Raw genomic sequence first — 14,313 nt, 5'->3', positions numbered from 1 at the left:
CGGACGCTGCGGGCCGATCAAGGTCCGACTGGAGGAACGATGACGGCAAAGCGTGACAAGTTCGGACGCCCGATCGTGGTCGTCACCGGCACCGGCGTGGTGACTTCGCTCGGCGCCGGCAAGGCCGAGAACTGGTCGAAGCTCGTCGCCGGCCAGTCCGGCATTCGCACCATCACCCGCTTTCCGATCGACGGCATGAAGACCACGATGGCCGGCGCCGTCGACTTCGTGCCGATCGATCCCTTCTCCTCCACCGATCTGTCCGAACGCCTTGCCGACCTCGCCACCGAGGAAGCGATCGCGGAGGCCGGCATCGGCAGCAAGGGCGACTTCCCGGGCCCGCTGTTCCTCGCCGTCGCGCCTGTCGAGGTCGAGTGGCCGCAGCGCCACATCCTGTCGCGCGCCACCGGCGCCACCAGCGACATCAACTACGACACCATGCTGAAGGTGTGCGGCGGCGGCCGCTTCACCGACTTCCACCGCCGCTTCCTGTTCGGCTCGGTCGCCGACCATCTCGCCGAACGCTTCGGCACCAAGGGCTCGCCGATCTCGCTGTCGACCGCCTGCGCTTCCGGTGCGAGCGCCATCCAGCTCGGCGTCGAGGCGATCCGTCGCGGCGAGGCCGATGCGGCGCTGTGCGTTGCGACCGACGGCTCGGTCAATCCGGAAGCGTTGATCCGCTTCTCGCTGCTGTCGGCGCTGTCCACCCAGAACGATCCGCCGCAGGGCGCCGTCAAGCCGTTCGCGAAAAACCGCGACGGCTTCGTGATGGCGGAAGGCGCCGGCGCCCTGGTGCTGGAGAGCTATGAGGCCGCCACCGCGCGCGGCGCGACGATTCTCGGCGTCGTCGCCGGCTGCGGCGAGCTTGCGGATTCGTTCCACCGCACCCGCTCGTCGCCGGACGGCAAGCCGATCATCGGCTGCGTGCGCAACGCGCTCGCCGACGCCGGCATGACGCCGGAACAGATTGATTACATCAACGCCCACGGCACCGGCACGCCCGAGAACGACAAGATGGAGTATCTCGGCATCTCCTCTGTGTTCGGCGAGCGCACCCGCACCGTTCCGGTGTCCTCCAACAAGTCGATGATCGGCCACACGCTGTCCGCCGCCGGCGCGGTGGAAGCGGTGTTCTCGCTGCTGACGCTGTCGCATCAGCGCATCCCGCCGACCATCAACTACGAGGTTCCGGATCCCGCGATCCAGTTCGACGTGGTGCCCAACAAGGCCCGCGACGCCAAGGTCACCGCGGTGATGTCGAACTCGTTCGGCTTCGGCGGCCAGAACGCCTCGCTGATCCTGACCGGCGAGCCGGCCTGACGCACACGCCCCTCTGAATCACGCCGGCCGCCCCCAGGGCGGCCTTGGCCGCTTTGGGCACCACCTCCCGCGAAACCCCGCCACGGCGTCCCCAGGAGGCTCCGAACGCCCCCGAATGCCCGGTCTTGGCGGTTGACGTGCCGGCCCGGACGGGTGATACGCAGGGCGGCCTTCGATGGTCGTTTTACCCCCGTTTTTCAGGACTAATCGCATGCGCGCGCTGACCCTTGTTGCCGACCGCCAGCTCATTGTGGCGGACACGGCCGCCCCGCCCCCGCCGGGCGATGGTGAGGTCCAGATCCGCGTCAAGGCGGTCGCGCTCAACCATATCGACGTCTGGGGCTATCGCGGCATGGCGTTCGCCAAGCGCAAGCTGCCGTTGGTCGTCGGCGCGGAAGCGTCCGGCGAGATCGCCGCGGTCGGCGCCGGCGTCACGCGCTTCAGGGTCGGCCAGCCGGTGGTGATGTATGGCGCGCTGACCTGCGGCACCTGCAAGGCCTGCCGTGAAGGCCGTGACAACCTCTGCGAGAACGTCGCCGGCATCATGGGCTTCCATGTCGACGGCTTCGCCCGCGAGCTGCTCAACCTGTCCGAGCGGCTGGTGATCCCGGTGCCCGAAGGCGTCAGCCATCGCGACGCCGCCTGCGCGCCGATCGCGTTCTCCACCGTGCAGCACATGCTGTTCGACAACGCCAAGCTCGCGCCCGGCGAGACTGTGCTGGTGCACGCCGGCGGCTCCGGCATCGGCACCGTCGCCATCATGATGGCCAAGGCGATCGGCTGCACCGTGATCACGACCGTGGGCGACGACGCCAAGATCGAGGGCGTCAAGGCGCTCGGCGCCGACCATGTCATCAACTACCGCAAGGACCGCTTCGAGCACGAGACGCGCAAGATCACCAAGAAGAAGGGTGTCGACGTGGTGTTCGAGCATGTCGGCGCCGATACCTTCAACGGCTCGCTGCTGTCGCTGAAGCGCGGCGGCCGCCTCGTGACCTGCGGCTCGACCTCCGGCCCGACCACCACGCTCAACCTGATGCAGTTGTTCCAGCAGCAGTACCGCATCCTCGGCTCGTTCGGCGCCTCGATGCGCAACATCGCCGAGAGCCTCGACAAGATGGCGGCCGGCATGAAGCCGGTGATTGACACCGCGGTGCCGCTCGACAACGTCGCCTCGGCGCTGGCGCGGATGGAAAGCCGCCAGGTGTTCGGCAAGATCATCGTCCAGTTTTGATGCTGCGGCTCGTTCTCCGCGCCAGGGCCATCGTCCGCGATGCCACCAAGCCACTGGTCGAGGCCGTAATCGGCGGCCTCGTCGTCGTCCTGCTGCGCGTGACCAGGCATTTCGATGCGGAGCGCACCGCCGGCGCGTTCGCGCGGATCACCCGCGCGGTCGGGCCTTATCTGCCCGAGCACAAGATAGGCCGCGCCAACCTCAAGGCCGCCTTCCCCGACAAGAGCGACGCCGAGATCGAGGCCATCCTGCTCGGTGTCTGGGAGAATCTCGGCCGCGTCGGCGCCGAGGTCGCTCATCTCGACCATGTCTGGGACCTCGACCCGGCCCATCCCGAGCGCAGCCGCATCGAGCTCGCGCCGGGCACGGCGGAGATCTTCGGCAAGCTCCACGACGACGGCAAGGGCGCGCTGATCTTCGCCTCGCATCTCGCCAACTGGGAGCTGCCCGCCCTCGCCGCGCCGGCCTATGGCCTGGAATCCGCGGTGCTGTTCCGCCGTCCCAACATCGCCGCCGCCGACCGCGCCATCCAGAAGATCCGCGCAGTGAACATGGGCACCATGATCGCGACCACCCCGGACGCGCCGCTGCGCCTCGCCCGCGCGCTGGAAGACGGCGTCCATGTCGGCATGCTGGTCGATCAGCATTTCGGCCGCGGCGTCGACGTCACCTTCTTCGGCCGCAAGGCCAAGGCCAATCCGCTGCTGGCGCGGCTTGCGCGCCAGATCGAGGTGCCGATCCACGGCGTGCGCATCATCCGCCTGCCCGGCTACCGGTTCCGCGCTGAGCTGTCGCCGGAAGTCGTCCCGGTCCGCGACGCCGCCGGCAGGATCGACGTCGCCGCCACCATGCAGGCGGTGACGAGCGTGATCGAGGGCTGGGTGCGCGAGCATCCCGAACAGTGGCTGTGGCTGCACCGCCGCTGGCGGTGAGGCGCGGCGTTCTGCGGATCCAGCTCGTGAACGCGCATCCACCTCTCACCTCATCCTGAGGAGCAGGGGCAGCCTGCGTCTCGAAGGATGAGGCCCCAGCGCATCAATCTTCGTGGCACACAACCCGGGCGGCGACGCATTGGCCTCATGGTTCGAGACGCGCGGCTTCGCTGCGCTCCTCACCATGAGGGGAAGGCCCCCCGCTCACTGCGCACCGCATGACCAGCAAACAGCGTGCGGTCCGAATGAACGCAGCAATTCTCCGGGATCGTTTCTCGCATGTCTCCCGGATGTCGCCAGCTCATCCGAGGTAAAGATTGCGGTGCCTCAGCGGCCGGTCTTCACCCGCGTCCACAGCCGGTTGATGATGCGCTGCGTCGCCGGCTCGCGGGCGGTGATGACGAACAGCTTCTTCAGCGTCGCCTCGTCCGGATAGATCGTGGTGTCGCCCGCCACCTTCGGGCTGATCAGCTTCTGGCTCGCGAGGTTGCCGCTGGCGTAGGACAGGAAGTCCGAGTTCTTTGCCGCGATGTCCGGGCGGTACAGGAAGTTGATCAGCTCATGCGCCTCGGCAACGTTCTTGGCATCCGCCGGGATGACGAGGTTGTCGAAGAACATCTGCGCGCCCTCCTTGGGGATGGCATAGCCGATCTCGACGCCGTTGTTGGCTTCCACCGCGCGGCTCTGTGCCTGCTTGATGTCGCCGGACCAGCCGACCACCAGGCAGATCTCGCCGGTGGCGAGCCCGCTGAGATACTCCGAGGAGTGGAACTTGCGCACCGACGAACGCACCTTGCTGACGAGGTCAGCGGCCTTCTCCAGGTCCTCGGCCTTGCTCGAATTGGGATCGAGGCCGAGATAGTTCAGAGCGGCGGGCAGGATATCGTCAGCGGAATCCAGCATGTGCACGCCGCACTCCCTGAACTTCGCGAGGTTCTCCGGCTTGAACACGATGTCCCAGGAATCGATCTTCGCGCCATCGCCGAGGATGGCGCGCACCGCCTTGACGTTGTAGCCGATGCCGGTGGTGCCCCACATGTAATTGGCGGCGTAGACGTTGCCGGGATCGTAGACCGCGAGCCGCTCGGCAACGAACGGCCAGGCATTGGCGAGGTTCGGCAGCTTCGCCTTGTCGAGTTTCTGGAAGACGCTGGCCTTGATCTGGCGCTGCAGGAAGTAAGCGGTCGGCACCACCACGTCATAGCCGGACTTGCCGGCGAGCAGGCGCGTCTCCAGCGTCTCGTTGGCGTCGAAGGTGTCGTAGACCACCTTGATGCCGGTCTCCCTGGTGAACTGCTCCAGCACGCCGGGCGCCATGTAGTTCGACCAGTTGTAGAAGTTGACCACGCGCTCGTCGGCACGCGCCTGGACGGCAGCGAGCACGGCGGCGGCGGCGAACAGCCAGGCTTTGGCGCGCATGATGTTTCCCCTCACCGGCTGCGCAGCGCGCGCGACAGCCGCTCCAGCGCCGCATCGATGGTCGCGTCCTTCTTGGAGAAGCAGAAGCGGATCACCGAGGTGACGGGATCGTCCTCGTAGAACGCAGACACCGGAATGGCCGCGACCTTGTACTCGGCGACGAGACGGCGACAGAACTGCTCGTCGGTCTCGTTGAGCCCGAGCGGCGACAGATCGACATTGAGGAAATACGTGCCCTCCGACTGCAGCACCGGGAAGCCGAGGCCTCTCAGCCCATCGGTCAGGCGGTCGCGGCTGCGCGCGAGCTCGGCGCGCATCGACAGGAAATAGTCGTCGGGCTTGCCGAGGCCGTAGGCGACCGCCACCTGCAGGTTCGGCGGCGTGGTGAAGGTCAGGAACTGATGCGACTTCGCCAGCACGCGCAGCAGCGGCGGCGCGGCGCAGACGAAGCCGACCTTCCAGCCGGTGAGCGAGAAGATCTTGCCGGCGGAACCGATCTTCACGGTGCGGTCGCGCATGCCGGGAAGCGAAATCAGCGGAATGTGGCTGCGGCCGTCGAAGATGACGTGCTCCCACACCTCGTCGCAGATCGCGATCAGGTTGTACTCCCTGCAGATGCGCGCCAACAGCTCGAGGTCCTCGCGCGGATAGACGATCGCCGAGGGATTGAGCGGGTTGTTGAAGATCAGGTACTTGGTCTTCGGCGTGATCGCCGCGCGCAGCGCCTCCTCGGGAATGCGCCAGTGCGGCGGCTGAAGGCGCACGAAACGCGGCACGCCGCCAGCGCAGCGGATCAGCGGATTGTAGGCGTCGTACGCCGGCGGAAACACGATCACCTCGTCGCCCGGCTGCACCAGGCCGAGGATGGCGCCCGCGAGCGCCTCGGTCGCGCCCGACGTCACCAGCACCTCGCTCATCGGATCGAGCGTCACGCCGTGCCAGTGGCCGTAGTGCGCGGCGATCGCCTGGCGCAGTTCCGGCAGACCCATCATCGACGGATACTGGTTGTAGCCGTTGAGCACCGCGTCCGCTGCCTTGCGGCGGATGTCCTCGGGACCTGCGTCGTCGGGAAAGCCCTGGCCGAGATTGATGGCGTCGTGGTCGCGCGCGAGCTGCGACATCGCTTCGAAGATGGTGACCGGCAGGTCGGCGAAGACCGGATTCATGATGCCGTGTCAGCCGCCGGTTTTCACGGGCAGTCCGGCGGCCTTCCACGCCAGGATGCCGCCTTCGAGGTGGCTGTCAAACGGCAGGCCCTCGGCCTGCGCGGCGAGCGATGCGGTGACGGAGCGGCGGCCCGAACGGCAAGCGAACACCACGGTCTTGCCCTGCGGATCGGGAATGTCGCTGGGATCGAACGACGACAGCGGCAGCACCACCGCGTCGGGATAAGCCTCGGCGGCGACCTCGTTGGGCTCGCGCACATCGATCAACAGATAGCGGCCGTCGGCGATTCCCGCCGCAACGTCGGTCGCCTTCAAATCATGCACGCGATGGGGTTGGTCCGTCACGCGGAGCTCCTTGATCCAGATGGTCCATGAGTGCCCTGGAGGCGAGTGCCCAGAAGGCAGCCCGAAGCGGCGCGCGCCGCCTGAGGCGGGCGCCAAAGTCCCTTGTTATGGCTGAAAAATCAAGCGCCGGCCGGGCGTGGCCGGACATCCCTGCCCGGCCGACCTGCGACCGCAGTCCTAGATCAGATGCTGAGCTGCGTGCCGACCTCGACCACGCGGCCGGTCGGGATCTGGAAATAGTCGGTGGCGTCGTTGGCGGAACGGCTCAGCGCGATGAACAGATGATCCTGCCAGCGCGGCATGCCGGAATGCGCCGCCGGCTTCAGCGCCCGCCGCGACAGGAAGAACGACGTCGACATGATGTCGAACTGCCAGCCGAGCTTGCGGGCGACCGCGAGCGCCTTCGGCACATTCGGCGTCTCCATGAAGCCGAAGCGCAGCGCCACCCGCGAGAAGGTCGGGCTGATCTGCTCCAGCCGCACGCGCTCGGACAGATCGATGCGCGGGGTCGACGCGGTCTCGATGGTGAGAATAACGTTCTTCTCGTGCAGCACTTTGTAGTGTTTCAGACTATGCATCAGCGCCGTCGGCGCGCTGTGCGGATCGCTGGTCAGGAACACCGCGGTGCCGGGCACGCGCTGCGGCGGCTTCTTCTCCAGCATCGCCACGAGATCGGCGAGCGGCAGCTCGAGCTTGCGCGACTTCTCGAACAGCAGCCGGCTGCCGCGCCGCCAGGTGTACATCAGCAGCATCACGAGGCCGCCGAGCGCGAGCGGCACCCAGCCGCCCTCGAACACCTTGAGCAGGTTGGCGCCGAGGAACGTGAGGTCGAGCAGCAGGAACGGCGCGATCAGCGCGGCCGCGGCAACCGCCGACCAGCGCCACACCTTCCAGATCACGACAAAGCCCATCAGTGCGGTCACCACCATGGTGCCGGTCACCGAGATGCCGTAGGCCGAGGCCAGCGCGCTGGAGGAGCGGAACAGCACCACCAGCAACACCACGGCGACCAGCAGCAGGGAGTTGACGCGCGGAATATAGATCTGGCCGGCGTGGCTTTCGGAGGTGTGGCGGATCTCGAACCGCGGCAACAGGCCGAGCTGGATCGCCTGGCGGGTCAGCGAATAGGCACCGGTGATCACCGCCTGGCTGGCGATGACGGTGGCGACGGTCGCCATCGCCACCATCGGCAGCAGCGCCCAGTCCGGGAACATCAGATAGAACGGATTCTCGATCGCCTTGGGATTGCCGATCACCAGCGCCCCCTGCCCGAGATAGTTCAGCGCCAGCGACGGCAGCACGATGGACAACCACGCGATCTGGATCGGCCGCTTGCCGAAATGGCCGAGGTCGGCATAGAGCGCCTCGGCACCCGTCACCGCCAGGAACACGGCGCCGAGCGTGACAAGGCCGATGACGCCATGGTGCAGCAGGAAGCTGACCGCATTGAGCGGATTGAACGCCATCAGCACCTCCGGGTGCTTGGCGATCTGCGGCAGGGCCGCGAAGCCGATGATGGCGAACCACACCAGCATGATCGGCCCGAAGAAGGCCGCGACATGGGCCGTGCCGCGCGACTGCACCGCGAACAGCGCGAGCAGGATGACAAGCGTCAGCGGCACCACATAGGGGTCGAGAGCCTCGGTGGCGATCTTGATGCCTTCGATCGCGGACAACACCGACAGCGCCGGGGTAATCACCGCGTCGCCATAGAACAGCGCACCGCTGATAATGCCTAGCAATACTATTGTACCGCTACGCCCTGCCAGTGCCCGTTGTGCCAGAGCCATCAGGGCCAGGGTTCCGCCCTCGCCGTTGTTGTCGGCCCGCATCAGGATCAGAACATATTTGAGGGTGACCACCACGATCAGCGCCCAGAGGATCAGGGAGATCACTCCGATCACGGCATGGGGGGTGACCCCGTCCGCCGACGCGGCGGCCGTCACGGCCTCGCGGAAGGCGTACAGGGGGCTGGTGCCGATGTCACCGTAGACGACACCGATGCTGCCGAGCAGCAGGGCCTTGAAGCTGGCCGTCGAGTGGGCCTCGCCATAGCCATTCGCCGCCGGCGCCTCCGCGGCGGTTACTGTGACTTCAGACTGCATGAAGGGCCTACCTCGATTGCTTCACTGCACAATGGCAAGCGGCGGCTTATAGTTCCGCGCATAGCGCATAGGTTAGCGCATTTTTGGGCCACAGGCATGCACAATTGCATGTCATGCAAATTGTCATCAGCTTGTTACGAGGCGCCCTGCCCCGCACCGGCCTGATCGCGACCGGAATCAGGGCTTGAGGTTGGGCGGCAGCGGCGGATCCTCGCGCATCAATGTGATGGTCACGCGGCGATTGGCCGCGAGCGAGGGATCGTCGGGAAACAGCGGCTGGGTGTCGGCCTTGCCGGTGACCCCGAAGATATGGCTCGGCGGCAGCCCTTCCCGCTCCAGGATCTGCCGCACCGTGTTGGCGCGGTCCGCCGACAGGTCGAAGCCATCATAGCCGGTGCGCGGCGAGACGAAGCCGGCGGCGGTATGGCCGGAAATCGTGATCCGCAGCGGCGTCGCCTTGAGCGGCGCGGCCAGCTTCTGCAGCAGCACGCGGGTCCGCTCATAGGGCTCCTTGGAGCCGTCGGCGAACATCGAACGGCCGTCCTGGTCGATGATCTCGAGGTTCAGCCCCTGCTTTGTCTCCTCGAACATGATGTGCTTGGAGATCTCGGTCAGCTCCGGCATGTCCTGCAGCGCCTGGCGCAGCGAGGCGGACGCCAGCGCGAACTCGCGGTCGGTCTTCATCCGCGCGCCTGTGACGCGGCTGTTCTCGTCCTGGTCCGGCGTCGGCGTGTTGGACGAATCCTCCGGATTGATATGGGCGACGTTCTTCAGCTTGACACGGGTCGGCAGGCCGTCGGTCTCGATCACGCCGGAGTAGCGCGCCTCGTTCTGCACGCCGAACGCCTCGCGCATTGAGCCGGCAACGATCTTGAGCTTCTGCTGATCCTGCGTCGAGAATGCGCAGAGCATGACGAAGAAGCTCATCAGCAGACCCATCAGGTCGGCAAAGGTGACGAACCAGCCGTGGCCGCCGGCATGTCCGTCGTGCTTTTTTTTCCTCGCCATCGGCTTTCGTCCAGCTCGCTGCCGTTACGCCGGAACGGGCTCGTCAGCGCTGTGACGATGCTTTTCCGGCAGGTAGGCGAGCAGCATCTCGCGTACCAGCGCCGAGCTCTTGGAGTCGCGGATCATCAGGATGCCGTCGATGATCAGCGTGCGGTTGGTGTCTTCGTCGTGCAGCTTGAGCTGCAGCTTGTCGGCGATCGGCAGACAGAAGATGTTGGCGACCACGGCGCCGTAGAGCGTCGCGAGCAGCGCGGTCGCCATGAACGGGCCGAGTTTGGCGGGGTCGCTCATGTTGGCGAACATCTGCACCATGCCGATGATGGTGCCGACCATGCCGAACGCCGGGGCGCAGTCGCCGATGGCGCGGTAGATCTTCTGGCCCTCGTCGAGATGGGCGACGAAATTATCGCGGTCGCGCTCGAGGTTGTCGCGGATGAAGTCGACATCGTAGCCGTCGGCGACGTAGCGAATGCCCTTGGCGAGGAACGGATCGTCGATCTCGACCTTCTCGAGGCCGACCGGGCCCTGCTTGCGCGCGATCTCGGCGAGGCTGGCGAGCTGGTCGACCAGCTCACGCGCGGTGGTCCGCCGCATGGTGAAGGCGAACTTGGCGCCGAGCGGCAGGCCGTGCAGCATCGAGCTCAGCGGAAAGCGGATCAGCGTCGCGGCGAACGAGCCGCCGAAAATGATGATCGCGGCGTGTTCGGACACGAACATTTCGAGGTCGCCGCCCAAGAGCATCATGACGGCGATGACGGCCGTGCCTACGAGGAGGCCGATACTGGTGGCGAAATCCATGGGGAAAGCTCCGACGCGTCCGCGCACTCACACGACCGTCGGTCCTGGACGGCGACGCGTCCCGTTCTGGACCGCGCGATGTCACCCTAGCGTCGCCGCGATTAAGGACGGGTAAAACCAAAGGATACAGAAGCCGCCGATGGCTTATGGTGCAACGACTTGCGCCATTTTCGCGGGGCGCCGGATGCACGGCGCGCAACCGCCTGCGGCGGGCCGGACGGCCGCCGCAACACTTCGTTAACGCCTGTCGTCCCGGAGGCGACCGAATGTCGCCAATTGAGCCTTCAATTCAGCCTTTGAGTTCGGCCTTTTAATTCAACCTTGGCGGCCTGTTGTCGTCGGCGGGAGATGGCGGCGACGCCTCGAACGGGGCCGGCTGCCCGAGCGAACCGGACGCGGCTGCGGTCGCCCGCGCGGCCGCGGCTGCGGCGGCCCGCTCATGCCGGCGGTAGGACAGCCAGCCGGCCGGCAAGGTCGCGAGGTAGACCAGCGCGCCCACCGACAGCATGTGCCAGGGGTAGCCGATCAGGAGCGCGATCACGAGGACGACGCCCACGAACATCGGCAGCACCATCTCCGGCGGCACGCGCGTGCTGATGGTCTTGCCGGAGAACACCGGCAGGCGCGACACCATCAGAAACGCAATCAGCAGGGTGTAGAGCGCAACCAGCGTGGTCGGCAGCTTGGGCAGGTCGAGGAACGACAGGTAGATCGGCAGCAGCACCAGCAGCGCGCCGGCCGGCGCCGGCACACCGGTGAAGAAGCCCGCCGCGTAGGCCGGGCGGTTCGGATCGTCCATGGTGGCGTTGAAGCGCGCCAGCCGCAGCCCGCCGCTGATGGCGAAGATCATGGCGGCGATCCAGCCGACATTGCTGAGCTCGTGCAGCTGCCAGAAATACAGGATCAGGCCCGGCGTGACGCCGAAATTGACGAAGTCGGCGAGGCTGTCGAGCTCGGCACCGAACCGCGACTGGCCCTTGATGGCCCGCGCCACGCGGCCGTCGATGCCGTCCAGCAGCGCCGCGAACACGATGGCCGCCAGCGCCAGTTCCAGCCGGCCCTCGGTCGACAGGCGGATGGCGGTCAGGCCGGCGCAGATCGCCAGCAGCGTGATAACGTTGGGCACCAGCATGCGCAGCGGAATCGGGCGGAACCGGCGGCGCTTGGGGTCTGCGGATCTCGGATCATAGGGCATGGACATCCCCCCAATATAGCCATCGGCCGGCGGCTCCGCCATCACCGGAACCGGCCGGCGCCGGGCATGTCGGCGAGGGTTAATCCACCCGGTAGGTACGGCCGCCGTCACCGAGGCGGAAATCGGCCAGCACGGTCTCGCCGGCGATCGCGGTCTGCCCCTCGGACACCAGCACCTTGGCGCCCTCGGGCAGGTAGACGTCGAGGCGGGAACCGAAGCGGATGAGGCCGAAGCGCTCGCCGGCGCTCAGCGTCTGGCCTTCGCGCACGAACGAGACGATACGCCGCGCCACGAGGCCGGCGATCTGGGTCACCCCGATGCGGCCGTCGGGGGTCGAGATCACCAGCGAGTTGCGTTCATTGTCCTCGCTGGCCTTGTCGAGCTCGGCATTGATGAACTTGCCCGGACGGTAGGCGATGCGCTCGATGCGGCCGGCCACCGGGCTGCGGTTCACGTGGCAGTTGAACACGCTCATGAACACGGAGACCCGCAGCAACGGCTTGTCGCCGAGGCCGAGCTCCGCCGGCGGCACCACCTGGGCGATCATCGACACCCGCCCGTCGGCCGGCGACACCACGAGCCCTTCGCGCACCGGCGTCACCCGCACCGGGTCACGGAAGAACAGCGCGCACCACACCGTCAGCCCCACGCCGATCCAGCCGAGCGGCGACCACAGCCAGAACAGGAGCAAGCTGACGAGCGCAAATCCGCCGATGAAGGGGTAGCCCTCCGGATGGATCGGGGGAATTTGCGCGCGAATCGAATTGGCGATGGACATGGATCAACCTGGCTGAGCGGAGAAACGTAGACGGCGGCTACTCGGCGGCGTCGGGCGTCGCCAATGGGTCGCCGAGGTGCGGAGCGGCACGCTCCGGCGAATCGATGTCGCCGGTCTGCGCCAGCCTTTCCCGCGCCTCTTCGGCCTCACGTTGCCTGTTCCACATGCTGGCGTAAAGCCCGTTTGCGGCCAAAAGTTGCGCGTGGCGGCCCCGCTCGGCGATCTGGCCGCGGTCGAGAACGATGATTTCGTCCGCCCCGACGATGGTGGACAGGCGGTGCGCGATCACCAGCGAGGTGCGGTCGCGCGACACGCGGTCGAGCGAATCCTGGATCTCCTTCTCGGTGTGGCTGTCGAGCGCCGAGGTCGCCTCGTCGAGCAGCAGGATCGGCGGCCCCTTGAGAATGGTGCGCGCAATCGCCACACGCTGCTTCTCGCCGCCGGACAGCTTGAGGCCGCGTTCGCCGACCTCGGTCTCATAGCCCTTGGGCGACATCCGGATGAAGCCGTCGATCTGGGCAAGCGCCGCCGCCTCCTCGACCTCCTGGTCACTGGCGTTCCAGCGACCGTAACGGATGTTGTAGCGGATGGTGTCGTTGAACAGCACGGTATCCTGCGGCACCATGCCGATCGCGGCGCGCAGCGAGGCCTGCGTCACGGCGCGGATGTCCTGACCATCGATCAGGATGCGGCCGCCGCTGACGTCGTAGAGACGGAACAGAAGGCGTGAGATGGTCGACTTGCCGGCCCCCGACGGCCCGACGATGGCGACCGTCTTGCCGGCCGGCACCTCGAACGACAGCCCCTTGAGGATCGGGCGCGCCGGATCATAGGCGAACTGCACGTCCTCGAAGCGCACCGCGCCGCTGGAGACGACGAGCGGCGTGGCGTCCAGCCTGTCCTTGACCTCCGGATGGCGCGCCAGCACGTCGAACATCTTCTCGATGTCGATCACCGCCTGCTTGATCTCGCGATAGACCATGCCCATGAAGTTGAGCGGCTGGTACAGCTGGATCATCATGGCATTGATCATGACGAAGTCGCCGATGGTGTTGTGGCCCTGGCGAATGCCGATCGCACACATCACCATGGTGGCGGTCAGTCCGCAGGTGAAGATCACCGCCTGCCCGGTGTTGAGCCAGGCGAGCGAGGTGTAGGTGTCGACGCTGGCACGCTCATAGCGCTGCATCGAACGGTCGTAGCGCTCGGCCTCGCGGTGCTCGGCGCCGAAATACTTCACCGTCTCGTAGTTGAGCAGCGAGTCGATCGCCTTGGTGTTGGCCTGGGTGTCGGAATCATTCATCCGCCGGCGGATCTCGATCCGCCATTCGGTGGCGATGTAGGTGAAGTACATGTAGACCGCGACGGTGGCGACGGTCGCCAGCACATAGCGCCAATCGAACTTCCACAGCAGCACGCCGATCAGCAGCGCGACCTCGATGATGGTCGGCACCAGTTGCAGGATCACCATGCGCACGATGGTCTCGATGCCGGTGCGGCCACGCTCCAGCACGCGGGTCAGGCCGCCGGTCTTGCGTTCGAGATGGAAGCGCAGCGACAGCTCGTGCATGTGCACGAAGGTCATGTAGGCGAGCCGCCGCACCGCGTGCATCGCAACCTGCGCGAAGATGCCGTCGCGCCACTGCGTGAGCACCGCCATCACCACCCGCATCAGGCCATAGCTCGCGGTCAGGATCAGCGGCGAGGCGATCAGCCAGGTCGTCCAGTCGGCGGAGGCCAGCGGCGAGGTGTTCTCCCCGCTCAGCGCGTCGATCGCCCACTTGAAGGTGAACGGCACCGCGAGCGTCGCCACCTTGGCGATCAGCAGCAGCACCATCGCCCAGACCACCCGCATCTTCAGATCGGCGCGGTCGCCCGGCCAGATGTAGGGCCACAGCCGCACCAGCGTGCCGAACAGCGAGCCGCGATCGACGGCGACATGGGAGGTTGCGGCGGGAACCGTGGGCGGATGCGAACGGACGGAGGAATCAGTCATCAGGCGGACCTGGCTGG

General features: G+C 66.6%; 12 protein-coding genes. 3 read left to right on the top strand and 9 right to left on the bottom strand.

Annotated elements, in window-relative coordinates:
• Nucleotides 1–39: 39 nt before the first annotated feature.
• The 3 genes from AB4Z37_RS17330 (at nucleotide 40) to AB4Z37_RS17320 (ending at nucleotide 3,486) form a co-directional block, all read left to right on the top strand.
• On the top strand, nucleotides 40–1,320 hold the full coding sequence (locus tag AB4Z37_RS17330) for a beta-ketoacyl-ACP synthase (protein WP_441517980.1): 1,281 nt from the start codon (nucleotides 40–42) through the stop codon (nucleotides 1,318–1,320).
• Between the two features lie 211 nt (nucleotides 1,321–1,531).
• Nucleotides 1,532–2,554, top strand: coding sequence for a zinc-binding dehydrogenase (locus AB4Z37_RS17325; protein WP_441517979.1), 1,023 nt, complete (start codon nucleotides 1,532–1,534; stop codon nucleotides 2,552–2,554).
• Nucleotides 2,554–3,486, top strand: coding sequence for a lipid A biosynthesis lauroyl acyltransferase (locus tag AB4Z37_RS17320; protein WP_441517978.1), 933 nt, complete (start codon nucleotides 2,554–2,556; stop codon nucleotides 3,484–3,486). Before AB4Z37_RS17325 ends, AB4Z37_RS17320 begins: the two co-directional genes overlap by 1 nt.
• 327 nt (nucleotides 3,487–3,813) lie before the next feature.
• On the opposite strand, the gene AB4Z37_RS17315 is transcribed toward AB4Z37_RS17320, so the two are convergent.
• The 9 genes from AB4Z37_RS17315 to AB4Z37_RS17275 form a co-directional block, all read right to left on the bottom strand.
• Nucleotides 3,814–4,905: a polyamine ABC transporter substrate-binding protein gene (locus tag AB4Z37_RS17315; RefSeq protein ID WP_441517977.1), complete on the bottom strand. Its 1,092-nt coding sequence runs from the start codon at nucleotides 4,903–4,905 to the stop codon at nucleotides 3,814–3,816.
• Nucleotides 4,906–4,916: 11 nt separating this feature from the next.
• Nucleotides 4,917–6,071: an aminotransferase gene (locus AB4Z37_RS17310; RefSeq protein ID WP_441517976.1), complete on the bottom strand. Its 1,155-nt coding sequence runs from the start codon at nucleotides 6,069–6,071 to the stop codon at nucleotides 4,917–4,919.
• A gap of 9 nt (nucleotides 6,072–6,080) precedes the next feature.
• Nucleotides 6,081–6,416 (bottom strand): rhodanese-like domain-containing protein, encoded by a 336-nt coding sequence (locus tag AB4Z37_RS17305; protein WP_441517975.1) that lies wholly within the window; start codon nucleotides 6,414–6,416, stop codon nucleotides 6,081–6,083.
• A 182-nt stretch (nucleotides 6,417–6,598) separates the two neighbouring features.
• Nucleotides 6,599–8,521 (bottom strand): potassium transporter Kup, encoded by a 1,923-nt coding sequence (locus tag AB4Z37_RS17300; RefSeq protein ID WP_441517974.1) that lies wholly within the window; start codon nucleotides 8,519–8,521, stop codon nucleotides 6,599–6,601.
• 177 nt (nucleotides 8,522–8,698) lie between these two features.
• Nucleotides 8,699–9,529, bottom strand: a complete 831-nt coding sequence (locus AB4Z37_RS17295) for a flagellar motor protein MotB (protein ID WP_441517973.1) — start codon at nucleotides 9,527–9,529, stop codon at nucleotides 8,699–8,701.
• A 24-nt stretch (nucleotides 9,530–9,553) separates the two neighbouring features.
• Nucleotides 9,554–10,327, bottom strand: coding sequence for a motility protein A (locus AB4Z37_RS17290; RefSeq protein WP_211969347.1), 774 nt, complete (start codon nucleotides 10,325–10,327; stop codon nucleotides 9,554–9,556).
• Nucleotides 10,328–10,637: 310 nt separating this feature from the next.
• Nucleotides 10,638–11,522, bottom strand: a complete 885-nt coding sequence (locus AB4Z37_RS17285) for a CDP-alcohol phosphatidyltransferase family protein (RefSeq protein ID WP_441517972.1) — start codon at nucleotides 11,520–11,522, stop codon at nucleotides 10,638–10,640.
• 79 nt (nucleotides 11,523–11,601) lie between these two features.
• The gene (locus AB4Z37_RS17280; protein ID WP_441517971.1) at nucleotides 11,602–12,300 is read right to left on the bottom strand and encodes a phosphatidylserine decarboxylase; all 699 of its coding nucleotides are present in this window, start codon (nucleotides 12,298–12,300) and stop codon (nucleotides 11,602–11,604) included.
• 37 nt (nucleotides 12,301–12,337) lie between these two features.
• Nucleotides 12,338–14,296 carry an ABCB family ABC transporter ATP-binding protein/permease gene (locus tag AB4Z37_RS17275; RefSeq protein ID WP_441517970.1) on the bottom strand — a complete coding sequence of 653 codons (1,959 nt, stop codon included), beginning with the start codon at nucleotides 14,294–14,296 and terminating at the stop codon, nucleotides 12,338–12,340.
• Nucleotides 14,297–14,313: the final 17 nt, after the last annotated feature.

Origin of the sequence: Bradyrhizobium sp. 2TAF24 (assembly GCF_052115025.1) — a bacterium.
Classification (GTDB): domain Bacteria; phylum Pseudomonadota; class Alphaproteobacteria; order Rhizobiales; family Xanthobacteraceae; genus Bradyrhizobium_A.
The sequence above is the reverse complement of the archived record's forward strand: the minus strand, read 5'-3'. Positions and strand labels throughout refer to the sequence as shown.

Bases quoted from the DNA above. Each gene is read 5' to 3' on its own strand.
- AB4Z37_RS17325 (WP_441517979.1), top strand. From the start codon at position 1,532: ATGCGCGCGCTGACCCTTGTTGCCGACCGCCAGCTCATTGTGGCGGAC.
- AB4Z37_RS17290 (WP_211969347.1), bottom strand. From the start codon at position 10,327: ATGGATTTCGCCACCAGTATCGGCCTCCTCGTAGGCACGGCCGTCATC.
- AB4Z37_RS17295 (WP_441517973.1), bottom strand. From the start codon at position 9,529: ATGGCGAGGAAAAAAAAGCACGACGGACATGCCGGCGGCCACGGCTGG.
- AB4Z37_RS17330 (WP_441517980.1), top strand. From the start codon at position 40: ATGACGGCAAAGCGTGACAAGTTCGGACGCCCGATCGTGGTCGTCACC.
- AB4Z37_RS17310 (WP_441517976.1), bottom strand. From the start codon at position 6,071: ATGAATCCGGTCTTCGCCGACCTGCCGGTCACCATCTTCGAAGCGATG.
- AB4Z37_RS17315 (WP_441517977.1), bottom strand. From the start codon at position 4,905: ATGCGCGCCAAAGCCTGGCTGTTCGCCGCCGCCGCCGTGCTCGCTGCC.
- AB4Z37_RS17300 (WP_441517974.1), bottom strand. From the start codon at position 8,521: ATGCAGTCTGAAGTCACAGTAACCGCCGCGGAGGCGCCGGCGGCGAAT.
- AB4Z37_RS17280 (WP_441517971.1), bottom strand. From the start codon at position 12,300: ATGTCCATCGCCAATTCGATTCGCGCGCAAATTCCCCCGATCCATCCG.
- AB4Z37_RS17275 (WP_441517970.1), bottom strand. From the start codon at position 14,296: ATGACTGATTCCTCCGTCCGTTCGCATCCGCCCACGGTTCCCGCCGCA.
- AB4Z37_RS17285 (WP_441517972.1), bottom strand. From the start codon at position 11,522: ATGCCCTATGATCCGAGATCCGCAGACCCCAAGCGCCGCCGGTTCCGC.
- AB4Z37_RS17320 (WP_441517978.1), top strand. From the start codon at position 2,554: ATGCTGCGGCTCGTTCTCCGCGCCAGGGCCATCGTCCGCGATGCCACC.